This is a genomic window from Bacterioplanoides sp. SCSIO 12839, assembly GCF_024397975.1.
In the GTDB taxonomy this organism is placed as follows: domain Bacteria; phylum Pseudomonadota; class Gammaproteobacteria; order Pseudomonadales; family Oceanobacteraceae; genus Bacterioplanoides.
Window position 1 is genome coordinate 35,104 of sequence record NZ_CP073745.1, and the last position, 18,283, is coordinate 53,386.

Here is an 18,283-nt window from a genome sequence, read left to right on the forward strand (position 1 = left end):
TGGAAACGCGTGGATTGAATTGGGTGACTAAGTGAGAAAAGAGTTACTTTTTGGTGCACAAAAAAGCCAGCGTTTGTTTCAGGCAAACGCTGGCTGTTTGTGACGTTTGGGTGTTGATGCGACGTTTAGGTGTCGCTACTGGATTTCGTAAATGGTGGTGGTACCACTCACTTCATTGCCCACAACCAGCAGAGGTTTACCATTTGGGCTATCCGCTGCGCTGATGGTTAACATACCTTCTGGTCCTAAGTCACCGGCCGCACCGGAATCCAGTGCATCGTTATCTTCAATTTCTTCCGGATCAACCGTGAAATCGCGGTTGCTGGTGTACTGTACAAAGCTCGCTTGTGCCGGGTCGGTGATGTCATACACCATAATGCCACCCTGACGTTCCAGGCCAATATAAGCAAAAACCTTGCTGCCCAGCTTGATCAGCGCCACACCTTCAGGTTCCGGGCCTTTATTGTCACTGCGGTTATCGATCTTGTTTTTGTCGTTGCTGGCGTTGAAGTTATCCGGCGCAACTTCTTTTACCTTTTGTTCAAACTGATCGCCGGAATCAAACACCAGCTTGGCATTCTCATCCCAGATGGAGAAAGAGCGGCTGCCGTAGGCATAAATTGCTTCAAACTTGCCATCGTTATCGGTATCACCATTGGTATTAGTGACCGTCAGGCCACCGATACCATCACCGTCGGTGAGTTTAGTGATTTGCGCAGGTGTGAAAGCGGCTGCATCCAATGGCAGGTCTTCCAGGTCGGTTTCATCGATATACATCAGGCATTCGCCGTCATCGAAATCTAACCCACCTGCAGCGGTACATGCGGCTTCATCGGCGAAGTCTTCGGAGATGTATTCACGGCCATCACCTTCATTCGCGGTGACGATATAGGTTTTTCCGTCGTCAGCCATAAAGCTGGCGATGGCATCTGGCTGATACATGCCAAAAATTGGCAGGGTTTCAATATTCGCAGCTTTATCGTTTTTGTTGGCATCTAAGCCATTGCCTGCAAGGCTGTGGTCTTTGTAGCCCAGCGGCAGGATGTCAGTCACGGTTGCATCCGCAATGTTAACCACCGCCAAAGCGTTGTTCTCCTGCAGAGCCACATAAGCGGTGCTGTTATCGCGGTCGATGGTGATGTATTCCGGCTCAACGTCCTGAGCAACGGTTGTTCCCGCTGGACCAGTGATACGTACTCCGGCCTCTTTCAGGCTTTGAATATTTTGATTAAACGCGGAAAAACCGGCCGTACGAACACTCATGTCTGACACCTTGATGATGGTCACCGAACCTTCCGGATCGTTGTCGTACTCATCATTTGGCTCACCTTCGTTGGCGCTTAATACGTATTCGCCATTAGGCGTGAACGTCACCATATCCGGCAGAGCACCGGCAGCGGCAGCGCCTTCAAATGCCAGGCTGTCAGTGTTGTAAAAATACACCTGACCATTGGCTTGTTTATCGTCATTCTCGACGGCAACCGCCAGTTTGCCGTTGTTGATAGCAATGCTGTTGGCGCCACCGGCCGTGAAGCCAGAGACACTGGCTGCAGTCACATCAATGGTGGTTAATTTTTGTGGGTTGGCCGGATCGGTCAGATCTAACACGTCGATGGTGGAATCACCGGAGTTCACCACGAATAATTTATCGCTGCTGGCATCAAAGGCCACAATCTCAGCGCCACCGTCGTCGTAAATACCAGAGCTGTAGCGGCCGATTTCTGTGATTTCGCCACTGGCTTGTTCCGGAAGCGGTGTTGCGGGAGGTGTTGTGCCAGGAGCTGGTGATTCCGGTGTTGTGACCGGATTATTTTTCGGTGGCACGTCATCATCATCGTTATCATCGCTGCCACATGCGGTTAACAACGCGCCACTGATAGCCAGTGCCAGTAGTTTCTTATTCAGTTTGCTATTCATCGAAGCTTCCCCAATGCGAATAGTGAGTCTTTAAGATTTATTAAAATTGGAGAAAGAGGGTCGCAGGGGAAAATGACAGATTCGTGACCGTTATATTGCGCTTTGTAATAAAGGGCACAAAAGCTGAATAAGCAATAAAGGGCGCAAAAGTAACAAAAGCCACAAAAACAAAAAAAGCCGCCAATGCGATGCAAAGGCGGCTTTAATCAGAAGCGTTGTGCTAACGGGTGGTTACGTCATTAACTGGCGTAAGCACCGTTGTGGTAAATCTCTTGCACGTCTTCCAGCTCGTTCATCAGGCCAACAAAGCGTTCAAAGGCTTCGACATCATCGGCGCCGATTTCATGCTCGGCATGTGGCAGGTAAGTGATTTCCTGCATTTCGAAATCGATGTTTTCATCCATTTCGGTTAATGCGGTTTTGGTTTTGAAGAATTCCGTTGGTGGAACCTGAACCGTGATCATGCCATCTTCACACTCGATCTCGCCCACATCAACGTCGGCCATCATCAGCGCTTCCAATGCCGCTTCTTCGTCTTCGCCCGGGAATACAAACATCGCGCAGTGTTCAAAGCTGTGGCTGACAGAACCCTGGGTACCCAGCTTGGCTTTGCACTTAGAAAAGATACCGCGGATTTCACCAAAGGTACGGTTCGGGTTATCGGTTAAGGCACTGATCAGCACCATTGCACCACCCGGAGCCAAACCTTCGTACAGCGCCGGCTGGAAGTCTTCACCCGTTCCACCTTCAGCTTTGGCGATGGCTTTATCAATCACGTGCGTTGGAACCTGATCTTTCTTAGCACGGTCAATCAGTGAGCGCAGTGACAGGTTACCGGATGGATCAGTACCACCGGCTTTTGCTGTCATGTAGATTTCACGGCCGTATTTGGAGTAGACCTTGGTTTTTGCTGCGGCCGTTTTGGCCATGGATTCTTTACGGTTCTGATACGCTCTGCCCATGGGTATTCGCTTATCCGTTGTGTTCTTTATAGAAAGGGTTCAAAAAATCAGCGCCGATTGTAGCGCGAGACGCGGCTGGGGGCGAGTTCAGTTCTATTCTTCACTCAAGTAGGCCGCTAAGTTGGCACTCTGGTGCATAACCCGGATAAGAGTGACGCCGAGATCATCGGTTTGGCAGATCAGCACATGACGGTTGCACAATGCCATTCGTACGGCTGGTTTGAAGTCTGTTTTTAATGGAAATGCCAAAGGGCGTAGGGCAACCCGATTAAGAGTATCCAGCAGCTCATCAAGGTATTCATCAGCTTTCTGTTCACCCCAATGGCGGGCCGTGTAGCTCCAAATGTCGAGCAAGTCTCGCTCGGCTTGTGGAAGTTTATTGATTATCAGTGATGTGCTCATGTCGCCCGGCCTCCTGCCGTGCTTTTCGCTTAATTTCTTCCATGTCTAACGGTGTCGCTGATCCGCTGTTCTGGCCCTCGTCGATTGCGGCTTGTATTGCAGCAACCTGTGATGCACGCTGTTGGTCGCGGCGAATCAGGTCACGGATATATTCACTGTCGTTGGTAAAGTCTCCGGCATGAATTCGGGACTTTATCCAATCGCTTTGCTGATTGGTCAACGTAATCGTTTTACGGATGGTGCTCATAAATCACCTGCATCAATAATCATACTATTGGTGCAGTATGAGAAAGTTATTAACCTTTATCAAACCCTTCTGCCAGATGTTTATCCTTTAGACGCACATAATTACCAGCACTGTAGGTGAAGAAATTGCGCTCTTTTTCCGAAATTGGCCGCGCTTCTTTAGCGGGATTGCCCTTGTAGACGTAACCACTTTCCAACACCTTTCCCGGTGTCACCACGGCGCCCGCGGCAATAATCACTTCATCTTCAACCACAGCACCATCCATAATCATGGCTTTCATGCCAACCAACACACGGTTGCCAATGGTGCAGCCATGTAACATGGCCTGGTGGCCAATGGTGACGTCTTCGCCAATGATCAGCGGGTAACCGCCCGGATTAAAGTCACTGGCGTGGGTAATATGCAGTACCGAACCGTCTTGTACGCTGGTGCGCGCACCAATACGAATCTGATGCATGTCGCCACGAATCACGGTAAGTGGCCATACTGAGGCATCGTCGCCCAGTTCGACATCGCCAATCACCACGGCGCTGCGGTCAACAAACACGCGCTCTCCCAATTTGGGTTCTGTGCCCTGGTATTTGCGGACGGCCTTGTCGTTAATCTCAGCCATAACACTCTCTCTTATCGTTTGTGTGTGCTTGAATTACCGCTTATTTGACCCAATCTGAATAACAAATGCTATTCACCTTTTTATTTAACCGTCTGGATTTATGCTCCTATGACTAACCCGCTGTTACAAGAACACCTGCTGCCACCGTTTTCTGCCATCACGCCAGAGCAGGTGTTGCCTGCGATTGAGCAACGGTTAAACACCAACCGCGAGCGTATCACTCAGCTGTTGGCTGATCTGAAAGGTCAAACGCCGAGTTGGGATTCGCTGGTGGCTCCAATTGAGCAGTGGGATGACGAGCTTTCCAAAGCCTGGTCGCCGGTGGGTCATTTAAACGGCGTGTTAAACAGTGATGAACTGCGCGATGCTTATAACGCATGCTTGCCATTGTTAAGCCAATACAGCACCGAGATGGGTCAGAATCGTGATCTGTTTGATGCGTACCAGGCATTACGCAACAGCGATGAATTTGATGGTTTATCCACCGCACAACAAACCGCTATTGAACACGCCCTGCGCGACTTCCGTTTAAGTGGTGTGGATCTCGAAGGCGAAAAGAAAGCCCGTTACGGCGAAATCAAACAGCGCTTATCTGAGTTAACCAGCAAGTTTGGTGAGAACGTGCTGGATGCCACGCAAGCATGGAGCAAAGTCATCGACGACGAAGCGCAGTTAGCGGGTTTGCCGGAAAGCGCCAAAGGCCTGCTGGCTCAGTTAGCCGGGGAAGGCGGAAAATTTAAAGTCACACTCGATTTCCCGTCTTATATGCCGATCATGAGTTACGCCGATAACCGCGAACTGCGTGAAGAGGTGTATACCGCGTTTGTTACCCGTGCCTCTGATGCAGGCCCCAACGCAGGCGAGTTCGATAATTCCGAAGTGATGAAAGAGATTCTGGCGCTGCGTTATGAATTAGCGCAATTGCTGGGCTTTGATAACTACGCCGAATATTCCGTGGCCACCAAAATGGCGGGCAGCGGCCAGGAAGTGATCGACTTCTTAACCGACCTGGCGGCCAAAGCCAAACCGCAGGCTGAACGCGAATTTGCCGAGCTGAGTGAGTTTGCTAAAACCGAACACGGTGTGGATAACTTACAGCCGTGGGACGTCACCTACTACGCCGAGAAGTTACGCCAGAGTCGTTACGCCATTTCTCAGGAAGACATCCGCCCGTATTTGCCGATTGATACCGTGGTGAACGGCATGTTCGAAACGGTATCCCGTTTGTACGGTATCCAGTTTGAAGAGCAGCCTCGGGGCTCTGAAAAACAGGCGTTCGACACCTACCACCCGGATGTGCGCTTCTTCCACGTATTAAAAGACGGCGAACAAATCGCAGCCTTCTACCTCGACCTGTATGCCCGTGAAAAAAAACGTGGCGGTGCCTGGATGGACGATTGCCGTATTCGTCGCCAAACCAACGACGGCGTACAACTGCCCGTTGCTTATTTGGTGTGTAACTTCACCCCGGCGGTGGGCGATGCGCCAGCGCTGTTAACTCATGATGAGCTGACAACGCTGTTCCACGAGTTTGGTCATGGCTTACACCATATGCTGACACAAATTGATGTGGGTGCTGTGAGCGGTATTAACGGTGTGGCCTGGGATGCGGTGGAGCTGCCAAGCCAATTCCTGGAAAACTGGTGTTACGAGCCGGAAGCGCTGGCGTTTATTTCCGGTCGTTTTGAAGACGGAGCGGATGGCTATAAACAAGGTGAGCCATTACCGCAGGAATTATTGGATAAGTTATTAGCCGCGAAAAACTTCCAAAGCGCCATGATGATGATGCGCCAACTGGAATTTGCGCTGTTCGATTTCCGCTTACATCGTGAACACCGCTCCGACAACCCGGTAACGCCAGAGCAGATTCTGGCCGAAGTACGCCAGCAAGTAACGGTGGTGCCGGTATCCGACTTTAACCGTTTCCAGCATAGCTTTAGTCATATCTTTGCCGGTGGTTATGCGGCAGGTTATTACTCCTACAAATGGGCTGAAGTCCTCAGTGCTGATGCCTTCTCTAAGTTCGAAGAAGACGGCATCTTTAATACTATTACCGGACAAAGTTTCCTGAGTGAAATTTTGAGCCAGGGCGGTAGCCGTGAAGCCGCTGAATTGTTTGAAAACTTCCGTGGTCGTAAGCCATCGGTAGCGCCTTTGCTGCGCCATTCTGGCATTGATGTGGAGGACGCAGCGTAGTGGAATACCAAGCGAAGAAAAAACCAAAACGCTTTATTGCCGGAGCGGTTTGTCCTAAGTGCTCCGAAATGGATCGTACTGTGATTTATAACAACGACGATGGTGATGAAGTACGCGAATGTATCGCCTGCGGCTTTAGCCAGACCTCGTCCGAACAACAGGCCGAAGATCAGGCGCGCCAGTTAGAAACGGATCAACTGGCAACGCGTGTGACACCTGTGGGCAAATCGGTGTTGGATGACGATGAGCAGCCACTGAAAATATTGGGATTAAACGACGGTCCCGATAATTAAATCACTTGCCATATCAAACCTCCGGCTGTTTTTCATCGCTTTGACTGCGCCTAAAGTGCGTAGTCAAAGTAGTGTGGACTGGCTACACTGGTTAGATTGTCTGGCTACCCCATCAATTGATGAACAGCTCGTGTCGCCATTGTTTTCAGCAAGGATTTTTTAAAGCATGAAACAGCCGCCGTCCTTTTCGTTACGTAACTCTCTGAACCGGTTGCTGACCGTTGCTGGTGTTGTCGTTATATCGGGCTGCGCCACCTATGGTAGTGGTGTGCAACAGGCATTGGAGCAGGTACAACAAGGGGATCTGACGGTTGCTGAGGCATCGTTTAAACAAACCCTGCAGCCCACCGGCAATGATGCCTTGTTGTATCACCTTGAACTGGGCGTGGTGAAACATCTGCAGGGTGATTTTGCCGCCAGTAATCAGTTGCTCAATCAGGCCGAGCAGATCGCCGAACGTCTGGAGACGGTCAGCATCACCGACTCGCTGGCGGTACTGATGTCGAATCCGCGTCAGGGCGCTTATGGCGGCGCTGAATTCGAAAAAATGTTCATCAACTACTATAAAGCTCTCAATTATTTTGGCTTGGCACAAACCGCGACCAGTCGTAATGATCGCTTGGATGCACTGGACGGCGCCCGGATTGAATCCCGTCGGTTAATTATTCGCCTGAATGACCTCAACAGCCGCAAAGGCACTTATGCCGAGCAGAAAAGCAAAGATGAACAAACCTTCTCCCAGCTGCTGGATATCTTTGATGCTCTGAGCGGCAATATGGTAGATATGGATCAGCTGGTGTACCGCGATGATGCCATGGCGCATTATCTGACCGGCATCAGTTTTGAAATGAACGGCGAGTACGACGATGCCCGCATTAGTTATCAAAAAGCTGCTCAATCCTATGAAGATGGTTTTGCCACTCAGTTCCGCTTAGATCCTGAGATGATCAGCCAGGCCTGGTTTGATGTAGTGCGTATGATGCGCAAGAGCGGTGATAAAGAAGATGCCAACCAATTAGCAAAACGTAAACTCAGCAAACAACAGCGTGCCGAGCTGAAACGCTGGGACGATACGGCTCAGGTGATTGTGGTGGAGCATAAAGGCATGGCACCACACCGCAAAGAGATGAACCTCGAAATGTCGGCCAACGCTACGTTGCAATCGTTTGAACTGCGCCCGTATCTATTTGCCACTGATCGCAACCAGCTGGCCTGGTTTTATGTCTTGTATGCTGACAAGCTGATTTTTGATGCCCTGACGTTTTATCTGGATGCCGACGCTGGTCTGTTAGACCTGCCTTTGGTTGGCCTGACAAAAACCATTTATCTGGGGCCTTTGTGGGATCAGGTAATGGATTTAGGATTAGATCAGGCCATTGGTTCGTCGATGCGCATCACTGTGCCGTATTACGACCCGGTTCCGGCCGAGGGCCCTTCCGCGTTATTGGTCGGCGATCGCTCCTATGATCTGTATAAATCTTCTAACCCGGCTCAGATGGCGGTGCAGGAGCAGATTCTGAATTCCAGCGTTGATATTCAGATGGCACTGGCCCGGGCATCCCTGAAAGCACTCACCGCTGCTCAGGTGGCCCAGGTGGGTGGCGAATTTGGCGGCTTGTTATCAGCCGTTGGCAAAATCACCGCACAACTGACCGATGCGGCGGAAACCCGTAACTGGTTGCTGTTACCCAGCGACGTTCGCATTCGCCGTGTGGCACTCGATGCGGGAACCCACCAGCTGACGCTGGACTCACAACTGCGGGGCGGTTATCACAAGCGTCAACAAACAACGGTAACGGTTGAGTCAGGTGACATTCATCTATGGCGGGTAAGATCGTTAAAACCAACAGCCGTACCAGACCCAAATGCGGTGAATAAACGGATTGCACAATAATCCGCCGGACTCTGTTAATGTATTTTCTAAACTCAATAAAGGAATAACATCATGCTGAAGCAAATGACCAAACTGGCCGGAGCCACGTTACTCGGGGCCTCGATTCTGATTTCTGCTGGTTGCAGCACCAAGGTGTCGCGTATTTCTGCTTCTGAAGAAGTTGCCTTGTCCGATCGCTGGAACGCCAAAGATTCTGAACTGGTGGCGAATGAAATGATCGAAGATATGTTGTCTTTCCCATGGGCACGTGACTTTGAGCTGAATAACAATCGCCGCCCGACCATTATCATTTCCCGTATCCGCAATAAGTCCCACGAACACATTGCCATTGATACCTTCACCAACGATATCAAGCGCGCCATCATCCGTTCTGGTCGTGCCGACTTTGTCGCCGGTGGTGACGAACGTGATGCCATTCGTGAAGAGCGTCGCGATCAGGAATTAAACTCAAAAAATGCCAAGGCTCAGGGCCAGGAAAATGCCGCTGATTTTGCTTTATCCGGCTCAGTGAATTCGATTGTGGATCAGGTCGGTGACGACCGCGTGACTTTCTACCAGGTGGATATGAAGCTGATCGATATGGAATCCAACCGTGAAGTCTGGAATGGTCAGAAGAAGATTCAGAAGCTGCAGGAAAAGAACTCGTTTGGTTTCTGAGCATAAGGAAAACCACTGATGATCAACACTCTGTTGCGAGCACGCAAAGCTCTGGCACTGGCGGTTATCGCCAGCGCCTGTGTGGCTTGTGTGCCTCAGAATGCTAAACCCCAGGGTAACGGAAGTTCTCAAACACAATCCGGCTCTCCTTCTTGGTTAACCAATACACCGGAGATGCCAGGCATGGCTTATGGTGTGGGTTCAATTGAAGTCTATGGCAATAAAACCGAAGCGCTGAAGCGTGCCGGAGAACTGGCCCGTGTTGATCTGGTCAGCCAGCTGAAAGTGACCGTCTCCGGAGACTTCAGCTCGGATGTCACGGAACGCAGTGGCAGCCACCGCGAAAGTGAAGTACAGCGTGTGATTCGTAATCATGTGCGTAGCCAGGTGCCACCGGTTGAGCTGGATGAAGCGCAAGTCATCAAGACCCATCTGGATGATCGTTATGCTTATGCATTAGCCGAACTGGATCGTGCCAAAGCCGCTGCGCGGCTGCGTCGTGATATTGCCGAAGTTGATGAGCAATTACGAGAGGTTGCTGCCAAACAGCCCCAGGGTAATCGCCTGCAGCAGCTGCAACCGCTGTTACCGGCGATGAATATGTTTGCTCAGCGTGAGCGCCTGGGAGAACGATTGGCGCTGGTGAGTCTGGATCGTAAAGGATCTCGCCCGGATGCGGACTTATTGGCATTGCAGGAGCGTATCAATGTATTGATCGACCAGTTGCAGGTCAGTATTGAACTGCAGGATAGCGGTGCGGAAGAAATTGGTGGCGGTATTATCGAAGCGCTCACTGAGCAAGGCATGCGTATCACCAATGGCGGAGCCGATCTGATCTTTGAGGTCAATGCCACGCTGTCGAGTAAAGAGCAGGGCGGTAGTCACTACGTGTTTGCTGATAGCCGTGTGACCATTCGCGATGGTTCTGGTCGGGCGTTGAGTTCTTTCAGCAAGCAGGCGAAAGGGGTGTCAGGCTTAGCCGATGTAGCGCGCCAGAAAGCCGCCCGTAATGTGGCGAAACTACTGGGTGAAGAGCTGGCTGTGGCGCTGGTGGATAAAATTAATTAGCGTTTTTTATATTTGCCGGTGTTAATTCACCGGCAAATGCTGCTGTAAGAAGCGCACCATATTACCGCCCATCACCGCCCGAATATCATCACTGCTGAAACCCGCTTTCAGCATCTCATGGGTCAGCACTGCCAGCTCTGAGGCATCGAACGGGGTCACAACCGCACCGTCAAAGTCTGAGCCCAGAGCGATATGTTCAACACCTAACAAATCAATGCCATAACTGATGGCCTTTACAATGCCTTTGGGGCTGGCGTCGCAGACCGCAGCATCCCAGAAACCAATGCCAATAATGCCGCCGCGCTCGGCAATCCGGTGCATCAATTCATCGCTGATATTTCGGTGTGTCTGGCAATGGCCATACAAGCCGGTGTGACTGATAATCAATGGGCTTTGAGTCAGCGCCAATACGTCTTCAACCACCTGCGGTGATGAATGGGACACGTCGATCATAATGCCTAAGCGCTCCATCTCTCGGATGGCCTGTGCGCCCAATTCACTTAACCCGGCGTTAGATGTTCCATGCAGCGAACCGCCGAGCCGATTATCAAAAAAGTGCTGCAGGCTCATCATGCGAAAACCGGCCTGATACAGTCGTTCGATATTGGTCAGATCGCCCTCCAGCGCGTGGGAGCCTTCGGTGCCGATCAGCCCACCAAGGATTTTTTGCCCTTGCTCACGCTTATCGAGTAGACGTTTCAGTTCTTGCTGATTGCGCACCAGCATAAATTGTTCAGGCTGCTTTTCGGCCAGTTGATGCAGTTTCGAGGCCTGATATAACGCACGCTCCGTCAGATTTTGCCAGCTGTTAACCGGCCAACCCTGGGCAATCGCCAGGGCGGTGATATTGTCGAAACTATCATTACTGTTGCTTTGATAGTTTTGCCCCGAGGGAGACTTGGTGACGGTGGTGAACATCTGCAGTGCGACATTCCCTTCGAGGTAGCGCACCAGATCACCATGGCCGGTTTCACCCCGTTGGCTGATGTCGCGTTCCCATAAGGTGGTATCGGCATGCCAGTCGCCAATGATCAAACGATCGTGAAGGTGTTGTGCTTCCGGTGCAATGACAAACGGCAGGTGAGAAATAACTCCGTTTTGCTGTTTCTCCACTTCGGAGCTGATCCGATCACAACCGCTGAGCAGGACGCTGGCGGCGAGGGCAAGAGAGAGTAGTAAGTGTTTCATAACTCAGACTCGGATGGCGGTTTGTCTGAGAGTAGCGAACAAAGCTGAGGATGAATAGCAGGAGGGCTTAAGCCCTCCTGCAAATCGCTATTACTGACGAATACCTTCGACGTGTAATTCGATTTCAACATGGGTAGACGCCGGGCCCAGGTTGTAGGTGATGCCATAGTCAGACAGCTTCAGCGTGGTTTTGCCTTCAAAACCGGCGCGGTAGCCGCCCCATGGGTCTTTGCCTTCACCCACCAGCGTTACCGGGAAGCTGATATTTTTGGTTACACCGTGCAGAGTGAAATCACCGCTGATGATGCCTTCGCCTTCACCGGTGGATTTAAAGCCGGTGCTCTTGAAAGACGAGGTTGGGAATTTGGACACATTCAGGAAATCCGAACCTTTCAGGTGTTTATCACGCTCTGCATGGTTGGAGTCGATACTGGCCGTTTCGATTTCTACAGCAATGGAAGATTTTTCTGGCGCACTGGCATCGTACTCAAACTGACCATCGAAGGTGTTAAAGCGGCCCAGTAGCCAGCTGTAACCTAAGTGTTTGATCTTGAACTGAACAAAGGCATGAGCACCCTTGGTATCAATATCATAAGTCGCTGCTTGTGACAGCGGTGCCAGAGTGGCCGCGGCAGTCATGCCCAGAGCCAATAATAGTTTTTTCATGGTGCTTTCCTTAATAAAACAATTAATGAGATTTCAGCATCCGTACCAGAGTACGGTCTTTATCAACAATATGGTGCTTCACCGCTGCCAGTGCATGCAGTGCCACCAGACCCATCAGGCTCCAGGCCAGACCCCAATGAATAACACCAGCAATGTCTTCCTGATTATCCATCATTAAACTTGCCGGGATTTCAAACCAGCCAAAGACCTCAATGGCACGACCATCGGCGGTTGAAATCAAATAACCACTGACAAATAACGCCAGCATCAACAAATAAAGCAACAGGTGGACTAAGTGAGCAACCTGATGCTCCCACTTTTTATCTCCCAGATCCTGCGGTGTGGTATTACTGAAACGCCAGATTACCCGGGCAATCCACACCAGCGCCAGGATAATGCCTATCGACTTGTGCAAGTCTAATGAGCCTTTGTACCAGGCGTCGTAGTAAGTCAGTTCAACCATATACAGGCCCAGGCCAAACAGTCCAAAAATGGTCAGTGCCATCAGCCAGTGCAACACAATGCTGATCCAGCCGTAACCATCCACACTATTTTTTAGCTGAGCCATTGGCTGTCCTCTTTGTTGCTGCTGTTCGTTACTGATGGCTGTTGTAATGGTTGCATCAATAACATGACCTTACTCCGATCAAAGTGTTTAAAAAATAGCTGTTTAGTGACAACTATTGTGCAAATATGCACAGCGAGAGGAGGGCCGATGTTTTATGAGTCAATTAAATTGGGATGATATCCGCGTCGCGTACAGTGTGGCGGAAACGGGTAGCCTGAGTGCCGCAGGTAAACAATTAGGGCTGAACCACACCACGGTACTGCGTCGCGTGAATCAACTGGAACAGCAGTTGGGACAGCGGTTATTTATTCGTCATCAACGTGGTTACCGGCTGACTGAATCTGGCCATGTGTTGCTGGAAAAAGGCAAGTCGCTGATGGCCGATATGCAGCTGCTACAAAATAATTTATCGGTATTGGGGCATTCCCCTTCAGGCACCTTGCGTATCTCAACGGTGTCGGATTTTTCTCAGTCGTTAGCCCCCTTAATCGCCGGCTTTCGTCAGCAATATCCACAAATCCGGATTGAAACCATCGCCACCGACGAGGTGTTATCGCTCAGTCGAGGTGATATTCATGCGGCCATCCGGATTGGTTCACAACCAAGCGAACCCGATCTGATTGCCCGGCCATTGATTCGTGTCGGGTTAAATTTTTTTGCCGCCGACAGCTATGTTGAGCGTTATGGCTTACCGCAATCACTGGCGGATGTCGGCCGTCATTTATGGTTGTTGCCCTCCGGTGATAAACGTCAGATTCCTGCGATTAAAACCCTCTATGAGCGGCTGGATGATGAGCAGATTGTGTTTCAGAGTAACAGCTTTAATGACCTGTATTATGCCGTGTTGGAAGGCATGGGTATTGGCCCGTTTGAATCGCTGCACCGGCCCCGGCTGACATCAGAAGGTGTACGCCGGGTGGAGCTAGGACTGAACTTTGAAGCCGATCCTATCTGGCTGGTGTACCACAAGGATATGAAAAACAGTGCCCGGATTCAGGCGTTTCAGGAGTATATGGGGCGAGCGATTCCGGAGCTGGCCGGGAGCTGAAAGATACTCCGTCATAAGGCGGAGTATCTGTTTAAGGAGTATCAACCAAACTGGCTGGCCAGCCCCATCTCGGCAGACATGCAAGGAATCTGGCGGCAGATATGCACCAGGTTGTCGGCTTCTTTTTGGCTCATAAAGGCTTTGAAGTCGTCACTCTGATACGCCGGGGACAATAATTGCTCAACCGCTTCTGTCACCAGAGTATCCAGATCGTTGGCAAATGGCTCACCAATCAGCGTATGGATAATCAGGTTCGACATCATCATATCGACAGGGATCAACGGCTGGCCAACTTTAAAAACGTAGGTTTCGTTCACTTCTTCAAACAAACGCATTGCCAGATAAGCTTGACCCATCAGAGCCGCCAGACCGGCACGATTGGCCAGTGCTGGCGTGGTGAAAAATTCGCTGGCAACCCGAATCACAGGCTGAACGTATTGCACCAGGCCGACTTCTAAGGCTGCGGATTGCAGGCTATCTAACAGAGTGGGGACATTCTGAATGTAACGCACCACAAACTCATGGAGTTTTTCTGCTGCCTGGTCTTCAGGTAACTGTACCAAACGGTCGACGTGTTCTAATTTGCCAGACAGAGCCTGATGTAAATGCTGGTGGCTGGCTTCTGCAGTAATCGCGTTGTCGATCAGTTGTTGAATTGCTTCCATCATCCTGCCTTATTTGCTGTCCGCCTGAGAGTCAAAAGGCCGCCGTAAAAACGGGTGAAAATTTCTTTAAAATCGGCCTGTTTTTGCTTTGTGGTTGCTCCGGTCACAGCATAAACGCTGAGTTTGACCTGACAAGCGACAAAGTTGACGTCATTGAGACGGTTTTGATCTAAAAAACTGTTTTTAAAAATATCTAATAAAATCAGTAAGTTATATCGTCATTTTGTGCTGACAGTTGGAAGTATAGTAAACATTGACGCTCTCGCTAGCTAAGTTACATAAAATTTTCAGGTTTTTTGTAAAGCGTCAAAAATTTGTTTGTCATAAAGGCTGCGCGGGCCAGAGTCAGCCCGTAGAAAGCCAGCCATAAGCCAAGATTCGGATCTGCTAAGGTCAGGATGTGGTTGAACAGCCACCACAGTGGATAAAACACCAATACCACAGCGGCAATCATGGCGTTACGCATTGTTTGGCTTTGGCCTGCGCCAACAAAAATGCCGTCCAGCCAATAACTCGGCATACCCGCTAACGGCAACAAGAATAAGAACCAGCGATATTGTTCCAGTACCGGGATGAGTTTTGGGTTATCGGTTAATAAGCGGAACAGCTGCTCGCCGGCGAGCCAGAACAGCACACTCAGCAACAGCGCCATCAGCAGTGAGTTGATGCCGGTCAGGCGTATGGCACGGCGTATTTCAGTTGGCTGGTGAGCCCCTAAGCTCTGGCCAACCAACACCTCGGCAGCATGAGCGAAGCCGTCCAGAGCATTGGCAATCAGTAGCAGTAAGGTAATTAATACGGCATTCGCTGCCAGAATCAGCTCTCCCTGCTGCGCTCCCTGAGCGGTAAAAAACGCAAAACTGGATAACAACACCAGAGTGCGTACAAACAGATGATGGTTGATGCTGAGCATGGGTTTTAACTGCAGCCAATCCGGGCGCATGCCCAATGAGCGCAACCCCTGTTGTGCGGCAAAGCTTAGTCCCAGAATCAGCGCGCTGTATTCGGCAATCACGGTACCCAAGGCGACGCCATCAGCGGTCATATCAAAATGAAACACAAACAGATAGTTAAAGGCTGCATTAATAACGTTGCTGACCGTCAGTAAAATCAGTGGAATCCGGGTTTTCCCTAAGCCAATAAACCAACCCAATAATACGTATTGCCCTAATACCGCGGGTGTCGCCCATAAACGAATGGATAAATATTGTTGTGCACCGTGCTGGATAGCTGGGTTATCCGTCATCAGTGGTAGCGCTAAGGGCCAGAGCAACCAGCCGAGCGCCATCACCAGTGGAATCAAAGGCAATAGCAGCCACAAGCCAAGCTGGAGCTGGCGTAAACGCTGATCGTTGGTTGGCTGTAATTGTTTGGCACCGCTGGCTCTGGCTGTTAATGCCGTCGTTCCCATGCGCAGAAAACTGAAGCTCCAGAACAGCAAAATAAACAACTGGCTGCCCACGGCAACGGCACCTAAATGCACGGCATCGTCAAGATGGCCGAGAATGGCGGTATCCACCAGCCCCAACAAAGGCACGGTGATATTGCTGAGCATAATCGGCCAGGCAAGCGCCCAGATGCGACTTTGGTTAATATAAACTGTGTTCGCAGCAACAGATGTTTGATTAGCCGGGGCGGCAGATGCCATCGCTGTTATACTCCGCAACCATGATTAACACGGTTTTATTTGTTGGGATGATGTTATGAATGGCGTAATTGTACTGTTCCTGCTGTTGTTTGGCGCACTTTTCTCGGGTGTGGGTTTGAGCGTGAAACAGCAGATGGCTGATGCGGCGATCTGGCAGCAAGAGGGTGTGATGTTATTTCCTCAGGCATTGCCGATTGGTGAGTTTAAGTTTCTGACTCAACATGGCGACACCATCACGCATAATGAACTGCGCGATCGCTGGAAGCTGATCTTTTTTGGTTACACCTTTTGCCCGGATATTTGCCCAACGACCTTAGCGGATCTGAGCCGTAGCTGGAAAAGGCTGCCACCTGAGGTGCAGGAAAAACTGCAAGTGATTCTGGTATCGGTTGACCCGGCACGGGACACACCTGAATCGATGAAACCTTATATGGAATATTTTAATCCGGCCTTTTTAGCCTTCACCGGTAATGAAGCATCACTCAAAGCCATCACGCCACAATTGCATGCGTTTTACGCCAAGGTTGAGCGTGAGAATGGCATGGCGTACCTGATGGATCATACCGCCAATATCGCGCTGGTCAGCCCGGATTGGCAGTATCGTGGTTATATCGCTCCGCCGCACGGTGCGAAGCGAATGGTTCCGCTACTGGAAAGCTTGGTTAAGCGTTAAACACTGACTTTTTTCGGGCTCAGCAAACTCAACACAAACAACCCTGCAGCGGCGACCACCACACTTGGGCCTGCCGGGGTATCCCATTGAAACGATGCCCACATGCCCAATAACACAGAAATGCTGCCGCTGAGTGCCGCAATCACTACCATTTGTTGTGGCGTGCGGGCGTAACTACGGGCGGTGGCCGCGGGAATGACTAATAAGGCGCTGACCAGCAAAATACCGACAATTTTCATTGCCAGTGCCACCACTAACGCCAGCATCAGCACCAGCAAGATGTTCAGTCGTTTTACCGGGTAGCCATCAATTTCAGCCAGCTCCGAGCTGACAGTGCTGGCCAGCAGGCCCTGCCAGTTGCTGATCATAAAACCGAATAAGACGGCAACGCTGGCCGCTACCCACAACAGATCGTTGATCTCTACCGCTAATAAGTCACCAAATAAGTAACCCATCAGGTCGACCCGGATACCGTCAGCCAGGCTTAGTGCCACTAAACCAATGGCCAGTGTGCTGTGTGACACAATGCCCAGCAGGGTATCGGAAGACAGTTGTGAGCGGTTCTGCAGCGGCAACAACAATAAGGCCAGCACCACACAGCTTAATGCCAAGGCTAGTGTCAGGTTGACGTCGGTGAGTACCCCAAAGGTGATCCCCAGCAGTGCGCCGTGCGCCAGGGTATCGCCAAAAAAAGCCATCCGCCGCCAGACCACAAAACTGCCCAGTGGACCGGTGATTGCGGCCAACAAAACACCGGTAAGCAGCGGTGTCAGCCACCACAGGTCGAGCAAAATATCAGCCATGAGTCGAGTGTTCCTTATCCGCCGCCGGTGTGTCGGTCAGAGGCTCCGAATGACCATCCAGACAATGATGATGGTCGTGATGGTGGGTGTAATGAGCGATGGTGGGTTGCTGATCGGTTGCGGCGCCAAACAGGCTTAAATACGCCGGGTCGACACTCACCTGATCCGGGTGGCCGGAGCAACAAACGTGGCCGTTGAGGCAAATCACTTCATCAGTAGCGGCCATCACCAGATGCAAATCGTGCGACACCATGAGCACCGCACAACCGAGTTCATCGCGCAGTTGTGGAATCAGCTGATACAGTTCCATCTGTCCCTGGACGTCGACCCCTTGCACTGGCTCATCCAGCACCAACAACTGTGGCTGCAACAATAACGCCCGGGCCAGTAACACCCGTTGCCATTCGCCACCGGATAAACCGTGCACGGAGAGTGACCGCAGGCCTTCGATATTCAGCCGCTTTAACCAGTGATTAATTTGCTGTTTGTCAGCGCCTTTAGCCAGCTTCAGAAAGCCATCCACGGTCAACGGCAGCCGCTCATCCAGATTCAGTTTTTGTGGCATATAGCCAACGCGCAAACCAGGTCGGCGCTGAATGTTGCCTGAATCCGCTGTTTCTAATCCCAGCAGCACTTTGATGAGCGTCGATTTGCCACAGCCATTGGGGCCAATCAGCGTGATGATCTGTCCGGCCTCAAGTTTGATATTGATGTTGTCGAGTACGGTTTTATGGCTGCGTTGCAGCGTCAGACCGGATGCGTGTAACAGCATGAA

At 50.9% G+C, this 18,283-nt stretch carries 19 protein-coding genes; 7 read left to right on the forward strand and 12 right to left on the reverse strand.

Annotated elements, in window-relative coordinates:
- Positions 1–135: 135 nt before the first annotated feature.
- The 5 genes from KFF03_RS00140 to KFF03_RS00160 all read right to left on the reverse strand — a co-directional run bounded on the left by KFF03_RS00140 (position 136) and on the right by KFF03_RS00160 (position 4,141).
- Complete coding sequence (locus KFF03_RS00140) at positions 136–1,917, reverse strand: choice-of-anchor I family protein (protein WP_255858265.1); 1,782 nt, start codon at positions 1,915–1,917, stop codon at positions 136–138.
- A gap of 239 nt (positions 1,918–2,156) precedes the next feature.
- A complete protein-coding gene (locus KFF03_RS00145) occupies positions 2,157–2,879 on the reverse strand; it encodes a YebC/PmpR family DNA-binding transcriptional regulator (protein ID WP_255858266.1) in 723 nt (240 codons plus the stop codon).
- Positions 2,880–2,972: 93 nt separating this feature from the next.
- Positions 2,973–3,281: a type II toxin-antitoxin system RelE/ParE family toxin gene (locus KFF03_RS00150; RefSeq protein ID WP_255858267.1), complete on the reverse strand. Its 309-nt coding sequence runs from the start codon at positions 3,279–3,281 to the stop codon at positions 2,973–2,975.
- Positions 3,256–3,528, reverse strand: a complete 273-nt coding sequence (locus KFF03_RS00155; protein WP_255858268.1) for a type II toxin-antitoxin system ParD family antitoxin — start codon at positions 3,526–3,528, stop codon at positions 3,256–3,258. Before KFF03_RS00155 ends, KFF03_RS00150 begins: the two co-directional genes overlap by 26 nt.
- Positions 3,529–3,577: 49 nt before the next feature.
- A complete protein-coding gene (locus KFF03_RS00160) occupies positions 3,578–4,141 on the reverse strand; it encodes a gamma carbonic anhydrase family protein (RefSeq protein ID WP_255858269.1) in 564 nt (187 codons plus the stop codon).
- A gap of 108 nt (positions 4,142–4,249) precedes the next feature.
- Between KFF03_RS00160 and prlC the strand changes: the two genes are divergently transcribed.
- From prlC to KFF03_RS00185, 5 genes are all read left to right on the forward strand, one after another.
- Complete coding sequence (gene prlC, locus KFF03_RS00165; protein WP_255858270.1) at positions 4,250–6,337, forward strand: oligopeptidase A; 2,088 nt, start codon at positions 4,250–4,252, stop codon at positions 6,335–6,337.
- A complete protein-coding gene (locus KFF03_RS00170) occupies positions 6,337–6,630 on the forward strand; it encodes a YheV family putative zinc ribbon protein (RefSeq protein WP_255858271.1) in 294 nt (97 codons plus the stop codon). Before prlC ends, KFF03_RS00170 begins: the two co-directional genes overlap by 1 nt.
- 166 nt (positions 6,631–6,796) lie before the next feature.
- Positions 6,797–8,524 (forward strand): hypothetical protein, encoded by a 1,728-nt coding sequence (locus KFF03_RS00175; RefSeq protein ID WP_255858272.1) that lies wholly within the window; start codon positions 6,797–6,799, stop codon positions 8,522–8,524.
- A 51-nt stretch (positions 8,525–8,575) separates the two neighbouring features.
- Positions 8,576–9,181, forward strand: a complete 606-nt coding sequence (locus KFF03_RS00180; RefSeq protein ID WP_255858273.1) for a penicillin-binding protein activator LpoB — start codon at positions 8,576–8,578, stop codon at positions 9,179–9,181.
- 18 nt (positions 9,182–9,199) lie between these two features.
- Complete coding sequence (locus tag KFF03_RS00185; protein WP_255858274.1) at positions 9,200–10,249, forward strand: LPP20 family lipoprotein; 1,050 nt, start codon at positions 9,200–9,202, stop codon at positions 10,247–10,249.
- 21 nt (positions 10,250–10,270) lie between these two features.
- Here the strand turns inward: KFF03_RS00185 and KFF03_RS00190 are convergent, their stop codons facing one another.
- The 3 genes from KFF03_RS00190 to KFF03_RS00200 all read right to left on the reverse strand — a co-directional run bounded on the left by KFF03_RS00190 (position 10,271) and on the right by KFF03_RS00200 (position 12,671).
- On the reverse strand, positions 10,271–11,437 hold the full coding sequence (locus KFF03_RS00190) for a dipeptidase (protein ID WP_255858275.1): 1,167 nt from the start codon (positions 11,435–11,437) through the stop codon (positions 10,271–10,273).
- 90 nt (positions 11,438–11,527) lie between these two features.
- A complete protein-coding gene (locus KFF03_RS00195; protein ID WP_255858276.1) occupies positions 11,528–12,103 on the reverse strand; it encodes a YceI family protein in 576 nt (191 codons plus the stop codon).
- A gap of 22 nt (positions 12,104–12,125) precedes the next feature.
- Positions 12,126–12,671 carry a cytochrome b gene (locus KFF03_RS00200; protein WP_255858277.1) on the reverse strand — a complete coding sequence of 182 codons (546 nt, stop codon included), beginning with the start codon at positions 12,669–12,671 and terminating at the stop codon, positions 12,126–12,128.
- Between the two features lie 154 nt (positions 12,672–12,825).
- On the opposite strand from KFF03_RS00200, the gene KFF03_RS00205 reads away from it, so the two are divergent.
- The gene (locus KFF03_RS00205) at positions 12,826–13,719 is read left to right on the forward strand and encodes a LysR family transcriptional regulator (protein WP_255858278.1); all 894 of its coding nucleotides are present in this window, start codon (positions 12,826–12,828) and stop codon (positions 13,717–13,719) included.
- 41 nt (positions 13,720–13,760) lie between these two features.
- Here the strand turns inward: KFF03_RS00205 and KFF03_RS00210 are convergent, their stop codons facing one another.
- Entirely contained in the window at positions 13,761–14,387 is a 627-nt protein-coding gene (locus KFF03_RS00210; protein ID WP_255858279.1) for a hypothetical protein, read from the reverse strand.
- Between the two features lie 271 nt (positions 14,388–14,658).
- Positions 14,659–16,032 carry an MATE family efflux transporter gene (locus tag KFF03_RS00215; protein WP_255858280.1) on the reverse strand — a complete coding sequence of 458 codons (1,374 nt, stop codon included), beginning with the start codon at positions 16,030–16,032 and terminating at the stop codon, positions 14,659–14,661.
- 55 nt (positions 16,033–16,087) lie between these two features.
- Here KFF03_RS00215 and KFF03_RS00220 point away from each other — a divergent pair, with 55 nt between their 5' ends.
- A complete protein-coding gene (locus tag KFF03_RS00220) occupies positions 16,088–16,705 on the forward strand; it encodes an SCO family protein (protein ID WP_255858281.1) in 618 nt (205 codons plus the stop codon).
- Here the strand turns inward: KFF03_RS00220 and KFF03_RS00225 are convergent.
- A complete protein-coding gene (locus KFF03_RS00225) occupies positions 16,702–17,508 on the reverse strand; it encodes an iron chelate uptake ABC transporter family permease subunit (protein WP_255858282.1) in 807 nt (268 codons plus the stop codon). The two genes, KFF03_RS00220 and KFF03_RS00225, sit on opposite strands and share 4 nt — an antisense overlap.
- Complete coding sequence (gene znuC, locus KFF03_RS00230) at positions 17,501–18,280, reverse strand: zinc ABC transporter ATP-binding protein ZnuC (RefSeq protein ID WP_255858283.1); 780 nt, start codon at positions 18,278–18,280, stop codon at positions 17,501–17,503. Before znuC ends, KFF03_RS00225 begins: the two co-directional genes overlap by 8 nt.
- Positions 18,281–18,283: the final 3 nt, after the last annotated feature.